Annotated in this window: 17 protein-coding genes; all 17 read left to right on the top strand. The window is 61.9% G+C overall.

The genetic code is table 11. The features are described 5' to 3' along the window. Positions 1-4 precede the first annotated feature (4 nt). The 17 genes from aceF (at position 5) to AC3ITY_RS16350 (ending at position 19,647) form a co-directional block, all read left to right on the top strand. Entirely contained in the window at positions 5-1,315 is a 1,311-nt protein-coding gene (gene aceF / locus AC3ITY_RS16430) for a dihydrolipoyllysine-residue acetyltransferase (protein WP_489303633.1), read from the top strand. Positions 1,316-1,326: 11 nt separating this feature from the next. Continuing rightward, positions 1,327-3,111 carry a dihydrolipoyl dehydrogenase gene (lpdA, locus tag AC3ITY_RS16425; protein WP_489303631.1) on the top strand — a complete coding sequence of 595 codons (1,785 nt, stop codon included), beginning with the start codon at positions 1,327-1,329 and terminating at the stop codon, positions 3,109-3,111. Positions 3,112-3,213: 102 nt separating this feature from the next. After that, positions 3,214-4,107, top strand: a complete 894-nt coding sequence (locus AC3ITY_RS16420) for an SDR family oxidoreductase (protein ID WP_320394960.1) — start codon at positions 3,214-3,216, stop codon at positions 4,105-4,107. Between the two features lie 25 nt (positions 4,108-4,132). Then, complete coding sequence (locus AC3ITY_RS16415) at positions 4,133-5,011, top strand: aldo/keto reductase family oxidoreductase (protein WP_489303629.1); 879 nt, start codon at positions 4,133-4,135, stop codon at positions 5,009-5,011. A gap of 70 nt (positions 5,012-5,081) precedes the next feature. Further along, positions 5,082-5,939, top strand: a complete 858-nt coding sequence (locus AC3ITY_RS16410; protein WP_489303627.1) for an HTD2 family dehydratase — start codon at positions 5,082-5,084, stop codon at positions 5,937-5,939. Between the two features lie 104 nt (positions 5,940-6,043). After that, positions 6,044-7,204: an acyl-CoA dehydrogenase family protein gene (locus tag AC3ITY_RS16405; protein WP_489310893.1), complete on the top strand. Its 1,161-nt coding sequence runs from the start codon at positions 6,044-6,046 to the stop codon at positions 7,202-7,204. A gap of 10 nt (positions 7,205-7,214) precedes the next feature. Next, on the top strand, positions 7,215-8,408 hold the full coding sequence (locus tag AC3ITY_RS16400; protein WP_489303625.1) for a CaiB/BaiF CoA transferase family protein: 1,194 nt from the start codon (positions 7,215-7,217) through the stop codon (positions 8,406-8,408). Then, positions 8,408-9,256 carry an HpcH/HpaI aldolase/citrate lyase family protein gene (locus AC3ITY_RS16395; protein WP_489303623.1) on the top strand — a complete coding sequence of 283 codons (849 nt, stop codon included), beginning with the start codon at positions 8,408-8,410 and terminating at the stop codon, positions 9,254-9,256. The genes AC3ITY_RS16400 and AC3ITY_RS16395 overlap by 1 nt, the downstream gene beginning before the upstream one ends. 163 nt (positions 9,257-9,419) lie before the next feature. Then, positions 9,420-10,940, top strand: a complete 1,521-nt coding sequence (locus AC3ITY_RS16390) for a 4-hydroxyphenylacetate 3-hydroxylase family protein (protein WP_320394965.1) — start codon at positions 9,420-9,422, stop codon at positions 10,938-10,940. Positions 10,941-11,001: 61 nt separating this feature from the next. After that, a complete protein-coding gene (locus AC3ITY_RS16385) occupies positions 11,002-11,538 on the top strand; it encodes a carboxymuconolactone decarboxylase family protein (RefSeq protein ID WP_489303621.1) in 537 nt (178 codons plus the stop codon). A gap of 21 nt (positions 11,539-11,559) precedes the next feature. Beyond that, on the top strand, positions 11,560-12,582 hold the full coding sequence (locus tag AC3ITY_RS16380) for a VOC family protein (protein WP_489303619.1): 1,023 nt from the start codon (positions 11,560-11,562) through the stop codon (positions 12,580-12,582). 73 nt (positions 12,583-12,655) lie between these two features. Next, entirely contained in the window at positions 12,656-13,627 is a 972-nt protein-coding gene (locus AC3ITY_RS16375) for a flavin reductase (protein ID WP_489303617.1), read from the top strand. Beyond that, the gene (locus AC3ITY_RS16370; RefSeq protein ID WP_489303615.1) at positions 13,624-14,556 is read left to right on the top strand and encodes a fumarylacetoacetate hydrolase family protein; all 933 of its coding nucleotides are present in this window, start codon (positions 13,624-13,626) and stop codon (positions 14,554-14,556) included. Before AC3ITY_RS16375 ends, AC3ITY_RS16370 begins: the two co-directional genes overlap by 4 nt. A gap of 41 nt (positions 14,557-14,597) precedes the next feature. Further along, on the top strand, positions 14,598-15,212 hold the full coding sequence (locus AC3ITY_RS16365; protein ID WP_489303613.1) for a glutathione S-transferase family protein: 615 nt from the start codon (positions 14,598-14,600) through the stop codon (positions 15,210-15,212). A 16-nt stretch (positions 15,213-15,228) separates the two neighbouring features. After that, positions 15,229-16,107, top strand: a complete 879-nt coding sequence (locus tag AC3ITY_RS16360; protein ID WP_489303611.1) for a LysR family transcriptional regulator — start codon at positions 15,229-15,231, stop codon at positions 16,105-16,107. A gap of 517 nt (positions 16,108-16,624) precedes the next feature. Beyond that, entirely contained in the window at positions 16,625-18,268 is a 1,644-nt protein-coding gene (locus AC3ITY_RS16355) for a DUF1302 domain-containing protein (protein ID WP_489303609.1), read from the top strand. Positions 18,269-18,279: 11 nt separating this feature from the next. Beyond that, a complete protein-coding gene (locus AC3ITY_RS16350) occupies positions 18,280-19,647 on the top strand; it encodes a DUF1329 domain-containing protein (protein ID WP_489303607.1) in 1,368 nt (455 codons plus the stop codon). Positions 19,648-19,688 lie beyond the last annotated feature (41 nt).

Raw genomic sequence — 19,688 nt, 5'->3', positions numbered from 1 at the left:
AGTCATGAGTGAAATCAGAGAGATTCATGTCCCTGACATCGGGGACTTCAAAGACCTTCCGGTGATCGAAGTGTTGGTCAAACCGGGCGATACGGTAGCGTTCGACGACCCGTTGCTGACCCTCGAATCGGACAAGGCCTCGATGGATGTGCCAAGTCCTGGCGCAGGCATCGTTGTCGCGGTGACGATCAAGGAGGGTGATCGGGTTTCCAGGGGCAGCGCCATCCTTACATTGCAGATGGCGGCCGATGCAGTGCCTGCCGCTGCGCCTGCAGTGAATGGCAATGCGCTGGTTGATGCTGTAAAGGATGTACCTGCGCCGGCACCTGTCGTAGCGCTGCCGGTTGCACCTGTCGCATCTGCCCCTGCGCCAATGGTGATGACGTCCGGCCCGAAACCACATGCCAGTCCTTCGGTCCGCAGTTATGCGCGCAAACTGGGTGTAGACGTCTCGAAAGTGGCGGGCACCGGCAAGGGCGGGCGGATGCTTCGTGACGATATCGAGCGCTTCGTCAAGGACGCCCTGGTTCGCCTCGACAGTCCTGCACCACGTGGCGATCACTCCGGTGGCCTCAACCTGCTGCCCTGGCCGGACGTTGATTTCAGCAAGTTCGGCACCGTCGAGAAGGTCGCGCTCTCACGGATCAAGAAAATCTCCGGCGCAAACCTCTCGCGCAACTGGGTGATGATTCCCCACGTCACCAACAACGAAGAAGCGGATATCACCGGGCTTGAAGCGTTTCGTGTCCAGCTCAACACGGAAGGCGGCAAGGACGCGATCAAGTACACCATGCTCGCGTTCCTGATCAAGGCCGCGGTCGCTACCTTGAAAGTCTTCCCGCAGTTCAACAGTTCGTTGGGCAACGAAGACGGCGAGCCGATCCTGGTCCTCAAGCAGTACTACCACATCGGTTTTGCCGCCGACACGCCGAACGGGCTGGTGGTGCCGGTCATTCGCGACGCCGATCAAAAAGGCATCGGCCAGATCGCCACTGAGTGCGGTGAGTTGGCGAGAAAGGCACGGGATGGCAAGTTGGGCCCGGCGGACATGACCGGTGGAACCTTCACCGTTTCCAGCCTGGGTGGCATCGGCGGCACCGGTTTTACCCCCATCATCAATGCGCCGGAAGTGGCGATCCTCGGCGTTACCCGTGCGCAGACGCGACCGGTGTGGAACGGCAACGGGTTTGCCCCGCGGCTGATTCTACCCCTGGCCCTTTCATGGGATCACCGCGTCGTCGATGGCGCGGCGGCGGCACGTTTCCTCCAGCATCTGGCGGCTCTGTTGGCTGACTTCCGTCGAATTACACTGTGAGGGGGCAGCCCATGAGTCAGGTTATTGAAGTGAAGATGCCAGGCATCGGCGACGCTGCCGCCATGCCGGTGATCGAGGTGTTGGTCAAGGTCGGCGATGTGGTTGCCGTTGATCAAGCCATCTGCGTGCTGGAGTCCGACAAGGCGACCATGGATGTGCCGTCTTCGGGCGCCGGTGTGGTCAAGGAAGTGCTGGTCAAAATCGGCGACAAAGTGGCCGAAGGCGCGGTGTTGTTGACGCTGGAGTCGAATGACGTGGCAGCCCGGCCTGCACCACCTCCTGTCGTAGCGCCATCGCCGACACCCGCGCCCGCAACGGCTTCCAGCCACGCCGGCAGCGCTGATATGGAATGCGACGTGCTCGTCCTGGGTGGCGGCCCCGGCGGTTATTCCGCCGCCTTTCGCTCGGCGGATCTGGGCCGCAAGACCATTGTGGTGGAGCGTTACGCCTCGCTTGGCGGCGTGTGCCTGAACGTTGGCTGCATCCCCTCCAAGGCATTGCTGCACGTCGCCTCGGTGATGGAGGAGACACCGCATCTGGCAGCCCTGGGTATCGACTTCGGTGCGGCCAAGGTGGATATCGACAAATTGCGCACCCACAAGGAGTCGGTGGTCAGCAAGCTGACGGTTGGGCTTGCCGGCATGGCCAAGGGCCGAAAAGTCGACGTGGTGCGTGGCGTCGGGCGCTTCCTCGATCCGCATCATATCGAGGTGGCAGTTTCCTCCGGTTCCGGCCGGACACAGACCGGCGAAACGAAGGTCATTCGCTTCAAACAGTGCGTGATTGCCGCCGGCAGTCAGGCCGTCAAGCTGCCGTTCATGCCGAAGGATCCGCGCATCGTCGACTCCACCGGCGCCCTGGAACTCAAGGCAGTGCCCAAGCGCATGCTGGTGGTCGGCGGCGGGATTATCGGCCTGGAAATGGCCACCGTCTATTCAGCCCTTGGCGCGCGCATCGATGTGGTGGAGATGCTGGACGGCTTGATGCAGGGGCCTGATCGCGACCTGGTCAAGGTCTGGGAGAAGCACAACAGCCACCGTTTCGATCAGGTGATGTTGAAAACCCGCACGGTGAAAGCCGAGGCCGGCGAGCAGGGCATCTGGGTGACCTTCGAAGGTGAAAAAGCCCCCACGGAGCCGCAATGCTATGACCTGGTCCTGGTGGCGGTCGGCCGCAAACCCAATGGCGACCAGATCGGTGCCGACAAGGCGGGTATCAATGTCGGTGAGCGCGGATTCATTGCCGTGGACCAGCAGATGCGCACCAACGTGCCGCACATCTTCGCGATCGGGGACATTGTTGGCCAGCCGATGCTGGCCCACAAGGCCGTCCACGAGGGCCACGTCGCCGCTGAAGTGGCGGCAGGCGAGGCCTCGGACAATCCAGAACAGGCCCGCAGCCGCTTCGATGCATTGCAGATTCCCGGCGTTGCCTACACCAATCCGGAGGTGGCCTGGGCCGGCCTGACTCAGCAGGAAGCCAAGGACAAGGGCGTCAAGGTCGAGGTCGCAGTGTTCCCATGGGCTGCGTCGGGACGGGCGATTGCCAACGGTCGTGATGAAGGCTTCACCAAACTACTCTTTGATGCCGAGACCCGGCGCGTGGTGGGCGGCGGCATTGTTGGCACCGGTGCCGGGGATCTGATCAGTGAGGTTTGCCTGGCCATCGAAATGGGCGCCGACGCCGTGGATATCGGCAAGACCATCCACCCGCATCCGACATTGGGTGAAACGGTAGGAATGGCGGCGGAAGTCGCCCATGGCAGTTGCACCGACCTGCCGCCGGCACGTCGCTGAGACGCCTGATGGGGATGCACTCGAAGTAAACAATAAAAATACATGGGCAGGACGCGTCTTCAGCGCCTCGCCTTGCTATCGACCAGAGTGGGATTAACCTCTATGACCAGTGTTCCAGCCACGATTCTCGTCACATCGGCCAACGGCAATCAGGGTAAGCGGCTGCTGCCCCGTTTGCTCGCCGCAGGACATCACGTACGTGCCTGCGTGCGCAGCAATGCCTCGGCCGAGACCCTGAAAAAACTGGGTGTGCAGGAGGTGCTGGTGGGCGATCTGGCAGATCCGGCGTTCATTCGTGACGCGGTGCGCGGCGTCGCCAGTATCTACCACATCGGCCCGACGCTGCACCCGGCGGAACGGGCGATCGGCTTCGACATCGTCGATGCGGCACGGGAAGCAGGGGTAGGGCACTTCGTCTTCAGCTCGGTGCTGCATGCCATCACCACTGACCTGGTCCAGCATGAAATCAAGCGGGACATCGAGGAGCACCTGCTGTCCTCCAGACTGGAGTTCACCATTCTGCAACCGGCCAACTACATGCTGGCGACACGCATGAAGCCGGTGTTCGAAGAGGGCGTGTTCCGTTTGTCCTGGGCGCTGGATCGTTTCCAATCGATGGTCGATCTGGACGATGTGACCGAGGTCGCTGCCATGGTGCTCGCACAGCCGGCACTCCATGGCGCAGCCACCTATGAGCTGGTGGGGCCAGGCCGGTTCACCGCACACGATATCGGGCAGGTGCTCTCGGATGTGCTCGAGCGCCCGATCCAGGTCGAACGCATTGATATGGCGGCATTCGTCCGTGCCCGGTTCGGCAGTGGCGATCCCGTGACCTTTGCCCATCAGGCCCGGGTCAGCGAGTCGATCGAGAAACGCTACAGCCACCACGATTTCCTCGGTAATCCCAATGTCCTGTCGTGGCTGTTGGGTCGCGCACCGGCCAGCTTCGAGGACTTCGTGCGCAAGGAATATTCAGCCTTCAAGGCGCAGCAATAGTCATGACCAGAGACGGAGAATTCAGATGATCGAAAGAGCGGGTACATTCTCTCTTGGCGGCCGCATCATCAAGCGGCTCGGTTACGGCGCCATGCAACTCGCGGGGCCCGGCGCGTTCGGGCCGTCGCGGGACACGGCCAGCGCGCTCGCCACCTTGCGCGCGGCGGTGGCGGCAGGCGTCAACCACATTGACACCAGCGACTACTATGGCCCTGAGGTCGTCAATCAACTCATTCGCGAAGCGCTGGCACCCTATCCCGAGGACCTGCTGATCGTCACCAAGATCGGCGCACGCCGTGGCACGGACGGGTCATGGATTCGAGCCTGCGAGCCGGATGATCTCGTGCGGGCGGTCGAGGGCAATCTGCGCAACCTCGGCCTGGAAGCCCTCGATGTCGTGAACTTTCGCGTCATGCTCAGCCCCCAGGGGCCGGCGGAAGGCTCCATCGCCGCGCCGCTCCAGGCACTCGCCGAGCTGCAGCGACAAGGGCTCGTGCGCCACATCGGCCTCAGCAACGTGACGGCCACGCAGGTGCAGGAAGGTCGCGACATCGTCGAGATTGCCTGCGTGCAGAACCACTACAACCTGGTGCATCGCGTTGATGACTTGCTCATCGACGCCCTGGCCAAAGACGGCATCGCCTACGTCCCGTTCTTTCCACTGGGCGGATTCAACTCGCTGCAGTCAGCGACGCTGTCCGAAGTCGCCAATGGCCTGGGTGCCACGCCGCTGCAGGTCGCGCTGGCGTGGCTGCTGCAACGCTCACCGAACATCCTGCTGATCCCCGGCACTTCTTCGGTCGCTCATCTGCATGAAAACCTCGCGATCGCATCGCTGGTTCTGCCGGCCGATGCGGTCGCTGCGCTGGACGCTATCTCGGTTCCTCAGGCTGCGGGTCAATAGCCTCGGGATCGACGCCGAGAGACCGACGCCACGGGACATAAAACAAAAACAGGTGACGCAGGAGATAACAATGAACGACTGCAAAGAGGCAACCACGGTTGACTTGAGCCAATGGGTGGGCCGGGGGGAACTGCGTACCGACCGCATCGATCAACGGGTTGCCCAGGCGTTGGCCGCCACGCTCGATCGTGATCCCGAAACCCTGGAAGTGGGTGCCGAACTGCCGCCCTTGTGGCACTGGGTGTATTTCACGCCCAACGCCCGGGCCAGCGAAATCGGCACCGACGGCCATCCCAAACGCGGCGGATTCCTGCCGCCGGTGGACCTGCCCAACCGTATGTGGGCGGGCGGTCGCCTGACGTTCGAGCAGCCGCTGCGGGTCGGCGAGGCCGTCACGCGGATTTCCCGCATTGCGCGCTGCGAGCGCAAGACCGGACGCAATGGCGAGCTGGTGTTCGTGACCGTGGAGCACACGGTTTCAAGCGAGCGTGGCGTGTGTCTGGTGGAGGAGCAGGACATCGTCTACCGCCAGCCAGCCGCGCCGGGTGCGAGCCTCGCCGGTGAACAGGCCCGTGGCAGCGCAGCATTGCGTCAGCGTATTCACCCCGACCCGGTGTTGCTGTTCCGTTACTCGGCGCTGACGTTCAACAGCCACCGCATCCACTACGACCAGGCCTACGCGACGCGCGAAGAGGGCTATCCCGGTCTCGTCGTGCAGGGTCCACTGGCCGCCACGCTGTTGCTCGAAACCTTTCGCGCTGCGCACCCGGCCAAACGCATTCGACGCTTCGTGTTCCGTGCAGTCGGCCCGCTTTTCGATACGGCGGACTTTGATCTGTGCGGCCAGTTCACCGGCCCGGACAGCGCCGACTTGTGGACCGACTGCGACGGGCGCCTAGCGATGAAGGCTGAAGTCACCTTCGACTGATCAGCCAGCCCACTTACCGATTCAAAAGGTGCCTCCGTGAGGGAGCGCCAAGGGCACTGCCGTGCCGCAATTGCCTAATACAGGACAGGAAAATCGCTATGACCATGCTCTATACCCCTGACGAACACCAGGAAATCCGCGACGCCGTACGTGCTCTGTGCAGCGAGTTTCCGGACGAATATTTCCGCAAGATTGACGAGCAGCGTGCCTACCCCGAGGCGTTTGTCGACGCCTTGATAGGTGCCGGCTGGCTCTCGGCGATGATCCCCGAAGAGTACGGCGGCTCGGGCCTGGGCCTGACCGAAGCGTCGGTGATCATGGAAGAGATCAACCGTTCGGGCGGCAACTCCGGCGCCGTTCACGGCCAGATGTACAACATGAGCACGCTGCTGCGTAACGGGAGCCGGGCGCAGAAGGAAAAGTACCTGCCGAAGATCGCTTCGGGCGAATTGCGCATCCAGTCGATGGCGGTCACCGAGCCGACGACCGGCACCGACACCACCAAGATCAAGACCAATGCGGTGAAGAAAGACGGCCGCTATGTAGTGAACGGTCAGAAGGTCTGGATCTCGCGGGTGCAGCACTCCGACCTGATGATTCTGCTGGCGCGCACCACACCGTTGACCGAAGTGAAGCGCAAGTCCGAGGGCATGTCGATCTTCATCGTCGACCTCAAGGACTCGATCGGCAAGGGCCTCACCGTGCAGCCGATCCCCAACATGGTCAACCACGAGACCAACGAACTGTTCTTCGACAGCCTGGAGATTCCCGAGGAGAACTTGATCGGCGAGGAGGGCAAGGGTTTCAAATACATCCTCGACGGGCTCAACGCCGAGCGCACCTTGATTGCCGCCGAATGCATCGGCGACGGCTACTGGTTCATGGAACGCGCCGTGAAATACGCCAATGAGCGCGTGGTGTTCGACCGTCCGATCGGCCAGAACCAGGGCGTGCAATTCCCGATCGCCGACGCCTTCATCGAGATCGAAGCGGCCAACCTGATGCGCTTCAAGGCGTGCCAGCTGTTCGACGCCAACCAACCCTGTGGTGCCCAGGCCAACATGGCCAAGTACCTGGCGGCCAAGGCCTCGTGGGAAGCGGCCAACGTCTGCCTGCAAACCCACGGCGGTTTCGGCTTCGCCAACGAATACGACATCGAGCGCAAGTTCCGCGAGACCCGCCTGTACCAGGTCGCGCCGATCTCCACCAACTTGATCTTCTCCTACGTCGCCGAGCACTTGCTCGGGCTGCCGCGCTCTTTCTGAGGAACCTGACATGGTGACTGGCAAACCGGTACTTCCACTCGAAGGCATCACAGTGGTCTCCCTCGAGCACGCGATTGCCGCGCCCCTGGCGACGCGTCATCTCGCCGACCAGGGGGCCCGTGTGATCAAGGTCGAACGCCCTGGCAGCGGCGACTTTGCCCGCGCCTATGACGATCGCGTCGACGGCCTTGCCTCGCACTTCGTCTGGGTCAACCGCTCGAAAGAAAGCCTCACCCTGGACCTCAAGCAACACGAGGCCCAGGAAATTCTCATGCAGTTGCTGGCCGAGGCCGACGTGCTGGTGCAGAACCTGGCGCCAGGCGCAGCCGCACGCATGGGGCTGTCGTACGAAGCGCTCTCGGAGAAAAATCCACGGCTGATCGTATGTGACATCTCGGGTTATGGAGAGGGCGGTCCGTATACCGAGAAGAAGGCCTATGACTTGTTGATCCAGAGCGAGTCGGGCTTCCTGTCGATCACTGGTACGCCGGAGGATCAGGTCAAGGCCGGTATTTCGATCGCCGACATCTCGGCGGGCATGTACGCCTACACCAACATCCTCGGCGCCCTGATCGAGCGGGGCAAAACCGGGCGTGGCCGGCGCATCGAGATCGCCATGATCGATGCGATGGTCGAGTGGATGGGCTTCCCGATGTACTACGCCTACAAGGATCAGGCGCCACCGCGGCGCACCGGCGCGTCCCACGCGACCATTTATCCTTACGGGCCATTCCGCGCAGGCGACGGCCGCACGGTCATGCTCGGCCTGCAGAACGAGCGTGAGTGGGCGGTGTTCTGCGAAAAACTGTTGGGCGATGCAGCCCTTGCCACCGATGAGCGGTTCGCCACTAACGCACTACGCACCACCAACCGTGATGCCGTCAGCGCACTGATCGAGCAGAGCTTCGCCGGGTTCTCCGCCGAAGAGGTCATGGCTCGCCTCGATGCTGCCGACATTGCCAACGCGAACGTCAGCACCATGAGCGACATCTGGAAGCATCCGCAACTCGAGGCGCGCAAGCGCTGGACCAGCGTAGATACGCCCGCCGGGCCCGTGCCCGCGCTGCAACCGCCGGGCATGGGCGGTGATCATCCCGCCCGCATGGGGCCGGTACCGGCACTGGGTGAGCATACCGCCGCGATCCTGCGCGAACTCGGCTACACAGACCGCGCCGATGATCTGCGCGAAAGGAAGGTGGTGTGATGGCGATCCGACAATTGAACCTGGGTCGTGCGCGAACCTTTCTCTTCGTACCCGCGAACCGTCCGGAACGCATTGCCAAGGCGCTGGCCAGCGGCACCGACGTGGTCGTGGTCGATCTCGAGGATGCGGTGGCGCCAGCCGAAAAGCCGGCCGCGCTACTGGCCTTGCTGACCTGGCTGGAGGCCCACCCTGAAGAGCGGGTCACCGTGCGCATCAATGCCGCGGACACGGTGTGGCATGAGGATGACCTGGCGGCCTGTCGCCACTCCGGCATCGCCGGTGTGATGTTGCCAAAGGCCGACAGCGCTGCGCAGGTCGAACACGCCCATGGCATCAGCGGCAAACCGGTGTTGTGCATTATCGAAACCGGGCAGGGCCTCGAAGCGCTAGCGCAGATCGCCGCGGCGCGGGGCTGCGCGCGCTTGATGTTCGGCAAGCTGGACCTGGCGGTCGAGCTCGACCTGATACCTGACGAGTCAGACCCCGATGAACTGGTGTTCCTGCCCTGGCGCGCCATGCTGGTGCTCGCCAGCCAGCGGGCCCGCTTGCCGGCCCCGGTGGACGGGGTGTACACGGCGATCGGCGACCAGACGGGCCTGGCCAGGTACGCCGCGCGTGCCCGTCGGCACGGCTTCAGTGGCCAGTTGCTGATCCATCCTAGCCAGGTGATCGAGGCCGCTGCCGCCTTCACGCCGTCGGCTCAGGACATCGAATGGGCCAAGGCCGTGTCCCGACTGGCCGAGGCTGCCGGCGGCGGCGTGGTGGTGCTCGATGGTCGCATGATCGATGCGCCGGTCATGGCGCGGGCGGCACGCATTCTTGCATTGGCGGCAGAGTTCGGGCTCTGACGCCGGTTGCTCTTTTCCAATCTGGAACAGCTGTTGGTCCAAATGACAAATTCTTAAAACCTGCGCCTCTCAATACTATCGAGGGGTGGAAACAACAGCTGAATTTTACTTGCGGCGGTCATCCCGCCTCAGGCCAAACGTTACAAATGCAGGAGCAGTACCCATGGAAAATAACGCAAACAAAAAATCAACTGCCATGAGTGGAGCCCGGGTCGGAGTACGCAGCGGGGCTGATTACATCGACTCTCTCAAAGACGGTCGTTCCGTCTGGATCGATGGCGAGCGCATCAAGGATGTGACGGTGGATCGCCGTTTCCGTGGCGCGGTTCAATCCATCGCCGACCTCTATGACATCCAGTGCGAGCCAGCCCTGCAGGACAAAATGACCTTTGTCTCGCCAACCTCCGGCGCCCGTGTCGGTCGCTCGTTCATGCTGCCGCGCTCTGCCGAAGACCTGCGTCTGCGCCGGGAAATGATGAAGACCTGGATGGATGCAGTAGGCGGCATGATGGGGCGCACCCCTGATTTCCTGAACGTCATGGTCAGCGCCCATGCCTCGGCGCACGAACTGTTCGCAGCGGGTGGCGAGCGATTCAGCCAGAACATCCTGAAGTACCACGAATTCATTCGCGAAAACGACCTGGCACTGACCCACTCACTGGTTTCGCCGGACATCGACAAACGCCTGCAGATGTTCGAACAGCCAGGCGACATGGTGATGCGCGTCGTGCGCGAATCCGATGCCGGCATCTACGTGTCCGGCGCGCGTTCGGTGGCCACCCTGGGCCCATTGGCCAACGAAGTGCTGATCATGCCGGCGGCGGCAAAATTCCCCCTGGTGGAAGATGCCGAGGCTTACGCGGTCGGCTTTGCCTGCCCCATCGACACCCCCGGGATGAAGATGATCTGCCGTCCCGCGTTCCCCACCACGGGCCGGTTTGCCAACGACCCGCTCTCGGCGCGGATGGATGAGATGGACGCGGTGCTGTGGTTTGACGAAGCGTTCATTCCGTGGGAACGCGTGTTCATGTACCGCAGCATCAAGGCCGTTGAGTCGGCCATGAAATCGCCTTCCGGCCCCCACGGTTCGCACCAGTCGGCCACGCGCTCGCTGGCCAAGATGGAGTTTCTGCTGGGCATTGCCTACAACCTGACGGAAGTGAACCACAGTCGTTTCCCCAACGTGATGGTGCAACTGTCCGAGCTGGTGGCCTATGTCGAGACCCTGCGCGCCCTGATTCGCGTGGCGGAAATCGACTGCATTCCAGGACCTGGCGGCACCGTGGTGCCTTATGAGCAACCGCTCAATGTGGTGCGCGCGCAGTACCCGGCGATGCATGCCCGCGCCCTGGAAATCCTGCAACTGCTCGGCGCCGGCAACGTGGTCGTGGCGCCGACGGTCGAGGATCTCTACAGCGAAAACGGTCCGGCCATCGAGCGTTATTGCGCCGGTGCCGACATCCCGGCCGAACGCAAGATGCAGCTGTTGCGCCTGGCCTGGGATGCCTCCTGCTCGTCCTTTGCCGGTCGTCAGAACCTGTACGAGAAGTTCTTCTCCGGTGATCCATGGCGCAACGCCCAGATGCGCGGCGAGCGTTACCCGGGCGCCCGCGAGGCGCAAGACCGTGTGTGGGCGTTCCTGGATCGCAATGGCGAATGGGACCGGCGCATCAACGGCCGCTGATCGCAGGGGCCGTAGCCACGCTGCGGCCGCTGACAGACAACAATAATGTGTGGAGTTCTGTATGCCTCGTATTCACCTGCCCACGCCGGACGAAGAGCCGGAAGCCTTCGCGCTGCTGGCGGCCAAGCGTGGTCACGCACCGAACGCGCAGATCTTTCGGACCCTGGCCATCTGCCCGGAGATCCTCGAGGTCTTCATCCCCATGGCCGACGCGGTCCGCGAAGGCTACGATATCGATCCGAAATTGCGCGAGATGGCCATCGTGATGGCGTGCCAGACCATGGGCACCCAATACGAACACGACCCCCACTGGAATCGGGCCATCAAGGAAGGCGTCGCGAAGGAGCAAATGCTCGCGCTGTGGGATTTTGAAAAGAGCCCGCTGTTCTCCGACCTCGAGAAGGCGGTACTGCGCTTGTCCCGCGATGCCACCCGTGCGCCAGCCCAGGTCAGCACCGGGGTCTGGGAAGACGTTTACCACCGTCTCGGCCCGAAGCAGAGCATGGCGCTGCTGTTCAATATTGGTTGGTACAACATGACCGGTCGCTTGACTGGCCCCCTCGAGTTGAGCAACGAGGCCGATTTCACTCGGCTCTGAAAAGACATCAGGAGACTTACCATGCCACTGCCAAAACCGGTCTATTACCCACCATTCAATGTCACCCGTTCGAGCCACGCCGTCATTACCTCCCGCGACCTTGAAGCCAGCCGCGATTTTTACGAGCAGGTCATTGGCCTGGTGCTGACCGAGCGGGATGCCGACACCCTGTATTTCCGCGGTCTGGAAGAGGTGTGCCACCACAGCCTGGTGATTAAGCGCAAGAGCGGCGACCATGAAGCCGAAGCGATCGGCTTCCGGGTCTACACCGAAGAGGAACTGGACAAGGCCGAGCACTTTTACCGCTCCAAAGGCCTGCCGGCACGCTGGATCGAAGTGCCGCACCAGGGCCGCACGCTGCTGGTCAACGACCCGGCCGGCACCCCGGTGCAACTGTGCGCCACCATGTCGACGACGCCCCGTGTGTACACGCAGTTCCAGGACTTCAAGGGCGGCGCCGCCATGCGCTTCGACCACTACCAGATCCAGGTGCCGAATGTGCAGGAACAGACCGATTTCTATGCAGAAATGGGCTTCCGCATTTCCGAATACATGGCCTTGGACGAGAAGCTGATAGCGACCTTCATGTTCCGCAAACCCGGGACCCAGGACATTGTTTTCCTGGAGAATCCGGGCCCGCGCCTGCATCACTTCGCCTACACCGTTTCCGATTCCAGCAGCATCCTGCGCGCCTGCGATATCGCCGGCAACCTGGGCATGGGCGACATCGTGGAGCGCGGGCCCGGCCGACATGGTCCGGCCGGTGTGTTGTTCGTTTACCTGCGCGATCCTGATGGCCATCGGGTGGAGTTGTTCTGCGATCACTATTTGCTGATCGATATCGAAGTTGAGCCTGTTGCGTGGGATGTGCGCAAGCCCGGCCTGTCGCTGCGCTGGGGCCTGCCGCCGCAGGAATGTTGGTTCAACGAAACGACCGCGTTCAGCGGCATTGCGACCAAAGAACTGGACCACGAGCGAGGCCCGTTGGTGACGCTTGAGACCTACCTGGCCGACAAAGCACGCGCCAGAGCCGCCAATAAGTAACGTTGCCGGGGGCCGTTGCGGTGGCCCCCGATGCAGCAGGGCGGTATCGATCTAAAGATTGGAGGCATTGAGAATGACTACGCAGACAACAATCCAGGTAGAACCCGTCAAGGCGAGCTCACGCTTCGACGGCCGCGCCTTGCGCGACGCTTTCGGCTCGTTCGCCACCGGTGTGACCATTGTGACCACGGCCGGGCCGGGCGGTGTGGATATCGGCTTGACCGCCAACAGCTTCTCCTCGGTGTCGCTGGACCCGCCCATGGTGCTCTGGAGCCTGGCGCGGACCTCCTTGAACATGGACGCGTTTCGCAACAGCGGGCATTTCGCCGTGCATATCCTGTCTGCCGATCAGGAGGCGCTGTCTTCGCGCTTTGCCAGCAAGGGCATTGACCGCTTCGAGGGGCTCACGCTTGAGCGCGGGCCCGATGGCGTTCCGTTGCTGGCGGACTGCATGGCTCGTTTCACCTGCAAGCTGGCCTATCAGTACGAGGGCGGGGATCACGTGATCTTCGTCGGCGAGATTGTCGATTTCGGCCACTCGGCGCGCAAGCCCCTGGTGTTCCACGGCGGCCGATACGGCATGCTGCTGCCCAAGCAAACCGTTGCCTCAGTCGAGTCGGCGGACGAGTTCAGCAACCTGTCCTCCGATGATTTGCTGTACCAGGTCTCCAATGCCTACTTGCGCACCCGCCAGAGCGTGATTGAAAAGCTCGAATCCCGGCAGTGGACGGCCGAGGAGTACGCCGTGCTGAGCATCATTGGTCGTGAGGACGGCCTGTGCATGCCCGAGATCGTGGCGCGTAGCGAAAAGGTGCGCGGCCAGGGCATTTCCGCCGCCATCGTGCAGAACCTCATCGAGCGCGGGTTGCTGGAGGAGGTTGACCCAGGCGACGGTCGAGTCGCTGTCAGGTTGACCGCCGCAGGTCGCCTCGCGGTCCTGGAGCTCATCGCCATCCGCAAGTCGAGCGAGGCCGATGTTCAAGGCAAGCTGGACCCGAGCGAAGTGCAACTGCTCAAACACCTGCTGGCAAGGCTCGACCCATGAAAATCGCACGCTACCAATCTGCTGCGGGCCCGGAGCGGCTCGGCATCGTCACCTCTGTATCGGGGCGGGAACTGCTGGTTGATCTCGCCAAGGCGGCCGCTGTCCGGGGTGGCCCGGTCACGCCAGCGTCGGTCATGGCACTGATCGAGGGTGGCGCAGCGGCGATGGACGCCACGCGCGAGTTACTTGCCTGGGCAGCGGAGCGCCAGGACCCGCTATGGATGGATGACCCGAAGACCGTCGAGTGGCTGACGCCGGTGCCGGAAAAATCCATGTTCTGCGCCGGCCGCAACTTTGGCCGGCACAAGCTGGAGTCAATGAAGGGCGATACCGCCAACGCCAGCAAGCTGCACAGTGATTTTCCGACGGGCTTCATCAAACTTGGGCGCACGCTGGTCCCGCACAAGAGTCAGGTGAAGCGGCCCGATGACGTGCTCGCTTTCGACTACGAAGTCGAGATCGCACTGGTGTTGGGCAAGGCGATTGATGCCCGCAGCGACGTCGACCCTGCCAGCGCCATCTTCGGCTACACCATTTTCAATGACCTGTCGGCGCGCGAATGGCAGCTTCGCGAGATGCAGAACGGCATGATCATGCTGGGCAAGAACTTCCCCGGCTTCGGCCCGATCGGCCCTTACATTCTCACTGCCGACGACGTGCCGGACCCCAACGGTCTGGTGCTGTGGCTCAAGGTCAATGGCGAACTGCGCCAGCACTCAGACTGCCGTGATCTGATCTTCGGTTTTGCCGAGATGGTCGCGTTCTGGTCGCGTTTCGGTCTGGTGCCCGGCGACCTGATCAGCACCGGTACGCCCGAAGGCGTGGCCTTGCACCACAAGCCCGATCCGCACCCGTGGTACCTCAAGCCTGGCGACCGGGTGGAAGCGGGCGTGGACGGTATCGGCGTCCTCGAAACCTTCATCGTGTAGCCCCGTGGCGTCGTCATTTCCCCTCATTTATGGAGCGTTTCATGAAACTGTATTTCCTGCCCGGTGCCTGCCAGATCGGCATTCATGCCTTGCTCGCTGAAATCGGCAAACCGTTCGAGATCGAGAAGGCGGCTCGTCCGGGGACGCCGGAGTTCGAGGCGTACACGCAGATCAATCCCAAGGGCAAAGTCCCCGCGCTGATTCGCGATGACGGATCGCTGCTCACGGAGTTCCCGGTGATCGCGCTTTATCTGGCGCGCATGAACCCTGAAAGAGAGCTGATCCCGACCGATGTCGAAGGCGAGATTCGTGTGCTGGAAATGCTCGAATATTTGGTATCTACCGTGCACATGCAAGGCTACACTCGCGCTCGCCGGCCGGAGAAATTCGCGCCGAGCGAATCAGAGCACGCGGCTGTAAAGGCCCATGGCCTGAAAATATTCCAGGCCGGCCTCGACCGGGCAGAACGACAGATCAACGGCAAAGACTGGCTATTCGAAAAAATGACCATCGCGGATTTTGCGCTCTTCTACCTTGAGCACTGGTGTGTGCTCAACAAGATCGGGGCGTTGGGTCCAGGTTGTCAGGCACACCACGACCGCCTCTGGTCGAAGGTCGAAATCCGTCGCGCCGTCGAGTCTGAACTTATCACTTGATCTTGAGCGCTCCACCATGGACATGCTGTTGAAGCTGAAGGCTTTCGTCGTGACCGCCGACACCGGTAACTTCTCATCCGCCGCACGCACCTTGCACACCTCGCCCTCGGTCATCATGAAGCGGGTCGACGAGCTCGAATGGGACTTCAAAACCACCTTCTTCGACCGCTCGACCCGACGCTTGACGCTGACCGACACCGGGCAAAGCTACCTGACCCATGCCCGGCAACTGCTGCGGTCCTACAGCGATATGGTCAGCGGCGCAATCCTCAACCCCGGCAGCATCGAAGGTCCGATCAGGATCAAGGCACCGGCCGTACTCATCCGCCAGGGCCTGGGTGACCTGTTCATCCGCTACCGTGCCGAGCATCCGCTCGTGCAGCTGGAGATCATCGCCTCGGACAGGGGCGGAAACCCGGCGGAGGAGGGCTTTGATATCTCGGTCGGGATGGATCAGATGGCCTATTCAGACGTCATTGAGCAGGTCATCCGGCCCTTTCCGCGATTGCTCTGCGCCGCGCCTGCCTATCTCGCCCGCTGTGATTCGTTGCTGCATCCACGTGACTTGATCCACCACCCGTGCCTGACGTTTTCCCTGGCCGGTTCCATCTGGAGCTTCAACTCGCCAGAGGGCCGCATCGAGGTGGACGTGCGCCCCGTGCTCATTACCAATGACGAAGGCTATCTGTGCGCTGCGGCTCGCGATGGTCACGGCATCGTGCAACTGGCACTGCCGATCGTTGCCGATGCCCTGCAGGCCGGGGAACTGGTTCCGGTGCTGGAGGAGTTTTCCCTGGTCGAGCGCTGGGTAAAAATCATGGTGCCGACGGCCCGACTGGAGTTGACGCGGGTCAAGCTGCTGTTCGACAAAATGGCGATGCATCTGACGGCATGATTCTACGCAGGATCCTGTGGCGAGGGCGCAAGCTCCCTTGCCACAATGCATTCAAATCCCCATCAAATTCCCGGCGCTTTTTTGCCCGTCTGCACGCCTTTACGGCGGGTGCAGCCGTGGGCGTTTGCGCCTTCCCCTGACGAATCGGCAGCCCGGCTTGACCATCAGAAATCTGGCTGCGGTGTAGCCAGTTTTATCATTGTTCATGCCGAAAAGGGCCTGCATATACTCGGTCCAACACAGAAACACAGTCAGGGCTGAGGATAAGAAATCAATCTCAAACCGCGACTCTGTGTTGCCTGCACAACGATTCGTCCGTGCATGAACTCAAGCCGGTGCCACACAACATGGGAGGTATTTCTTGTGGGTCGCTGTGACTGGCCGATGTTCATGCAACGGGCCGATCAGCAACCGGAGTTCATGCGTCACACAATCTCTCTAGGTAGCAATAATGCAAATAATAAAAATAAAATTTGCAGCACCGCACGACGTCTCTTACCACCAAAGCCTTCGGTCCGTGGTGGTTGCGACCAGTCTGCTGGCTGCTGGCTCCTCACTGGCGGCGCCTATTGATCTGGGCAACCCCGACTTCAAGCTGCGCTGGGATAACACGGTCAAGTACTCCGCCGGCATGCGCGTCGAGGGCCAGTCTGACAGGCTCACCCAGTTCGCTCCCCCTCCTGCAGATCGCAGCGGTGGCCCCTCGGCGCTGAACGGCGACGACGGCGACCGTAACTTCAAGAGTGGCCGGCTCATCTCCAACCGCCTCGATCTGCTGTCGGAAATGGACCTGGTCTTCCGCGAAGATTACGGCCTGAGGGTCAGTGGTGCAGCATGGTATGACGACGTCTACAACCACAAGAATGACAACGACTCCCCGGCGACCAACAACTCGTTGTCTGTTCCGTACAACGAATTCACCGATGACACCCGCGACCTGCACGGCCGCAAGGCCGAGATTCTGGATGCGTTCGTGTTTGGCGGCGCGGATGTTGGTACAGCCCGCGTAAGCGGACGCCTGGGTCAGCACACGGTGCTGTGGGGCGAGAGCCTTTTCTTCGGTTCCAACGCCATTGCCGGCACCCAGTCTCCGGTGGATGCGGTCAAGGCATCCTCGGTGCCAGGATCGACCACCAAGGAAATCATCCGCCCGGTGGGCCAGTTCTCGGGCCAGATCCAGTTTTCCCCGGCGCTGACCGTGATGGGTTACTACCAGTACGATTGGGAGGCTACCCGTCTGCCTGCGGCCGGCAGTTACTTCTCGGTGAACGACTTCATCGGCGACGGTGGCGAGCGTATTCGCTTCGCACCCGGTGTGCCAGGCATTGGCTTGTCCCGGGGCGCAGACATCAAGGCCAGCGACGATGGTCAATATGGTCTTGGCTTGCGCAGCCAGTTGGGCGATTGGGAATTTGGTGTCTATGCGATCCGCTACCATGCCAAGACGCCTGTACTGTACTCCCATGCCGGGCGGACCCCGGTCACCGGTGCCGGTTTCGGCACGTACCAGTGGGTGTATCCGGAAGACATCAAAACCTACGGTATCAGTGCCACCACCACCGTGGACACGGTCAACTTCGCCGGTGAGCTGTCGGTGCGTCGAGACACGCCACTGACCAGCCTGCCGCAGGAAGTTGGAACCCAGGAAGCGGACAACAACAACCACGCGTTTTATGCCATCGGCAACACGGCCCACGCCAACGTCTCGATGATCTGGACGATGCCGCGCAACTTCCTCTCCGACGAGCCCTCTTTCAGCATGGAAGTGGCCGTCAACCAGTTGACCAGTTGCACCAGCAACTGCAATGCCCGGGACCCGGAACTGGATAAACGCGCAGCCGCGGTGCGTGGCTTGATCGCGCTGCCGCAACGCAACGTGCTCGATGGTCTGGACCTGACGCCTTCTTTCACGGTCGGCTACAACCATGGCAAGTCGCCCGTGACGATCATGGGGCCTGACGATGGCGGCGACATGACCTTCACCCTGGCAGGCAACTACCTGACTGTCTGGGACTTCTCGATGGCGTACACCCACTACTACGGCGCTGAAAACACCGCCGTGTATTCGTCCACCGATCCCACCGTCAACGGCACGTACACCTTCCAGCAAAGCTTGAAAGATCGTGATTTCGTCTCAGTGTCGCTGCGTCGCACCTTCTAAGGGAAAACAACATGACCATTTTCACTCGCATGACTGTGCTTGCGCTTGCCTGCGCCACGCTGGCGGCGCCGACTGTCCAGGCCGGCGTTTCGGCTGATGAAGCGGCCAAGCTGAAAACTACCCTGACTCCGCTGGGCGCAGAGCGTGCCGGCAACAAGGATGGCAGCATTCCGGCGTGGGACGGCGGCTATCCGGTCGATGCGTCGTACACCTCGCCGGCGATCCCGGACTTGTTCGCCAAGGACAAGGCGCTGCTGACCATCACGCCGCAGAACGCTGCGCAGTATGCCGACAAGCTGACTGAAGGCACCTTGGGCCTGTTGAAAAAGTTCCCGAACTTCAAGGTCGAGGTATTTCCGACCCGCCGTACCGCGGCGGCTCCGCAATGGGTCTATGACAACACCTTCGCGAACGCGACCCGGGCGACCATGGACCCCAGTGGCGAACTGGGTCCTTTCCCCAAGGGCGCCTACGGCGGCATCCCGTTCCCGATCCCGAAAAATGGTGAAGAAGCAATCTGGAACCACCTGCTGAGATGGACCACGCCCAGCTACCAGACGACCCCCAGCCTTGCCCGGGTAACCCCGGAGGGCAAAGTGATTCCGGTGTCGCAGAACGTGGCGAAGAGCTCGTTCCCTTACTACGACCCCAACAGCAACCTGGAAAAATGGCAAGCCGCCGGTTCCAACATCGTGGTACGCCGTGTCGACACCTTCGGCCCGCCGATCCGCGCCGGCGAGATCCTGCTGCAGCGTAACAACATCGATGACATCGAGTCGAAAACCTGGGTGTACCTGACCGGCCAGCGCCGTGTGCGTCGTCTGCCACTGACCTGCTGCGACGTACCGAGCCCGGTGGCCGGCGGCATTCTCAACTTCGACGAGACCGAGGTGTATTCCTCTTCCATCGGCCGCTACGACTGGAAGCTGGTGGGCAAGAAAGAAATGTACGTGCCGTACAACTCCAATAGCTACCACCAGGCGCCGTCGCTCGACCAGCTCATGACCGCACAAACCATCAACCCTGATTTCGTGCGCTTCGAGCAGCATCGGGTCTGGGTGGTCGAAGGCACCCTCAAGGCCGGCCAGCGCCATGTGATTCCGCGCCTGCGGGTTTATCTGGATGAAGACACCTGGATCGCTGTCGCCGGCGAACGCTGGGACGCCCAGGGACAACTGTGGAAGGTGACGTACAACCTGCCGACCGTGTTCCCGGCAGGCCCAGGCACCATCGTCGCGGGCTACATGTCCTACGACCTGATTGGCGGTGGCTACTTCGCGTCTGCCTATTTCCCTCGTGAAAAACAGGTCGACCTCAAGGCTGCGTTGCCGGACCGGATCTTCACCCCCGAGTCGCTCGCTGGAGAAGGCGTCCGTTAGGAAACTGTATCTCGCTTGAACAATGAAACTGATGAGATAAC

It is taken from the genome of Pseudomonas sp. GL_091 (assembly GCF_057837725.1).
The sequence above is the reverse complement of the archived record's forward strand: the minus strand, read 5'-3'. Positions and strand labels throughout refer to the sequence as shown.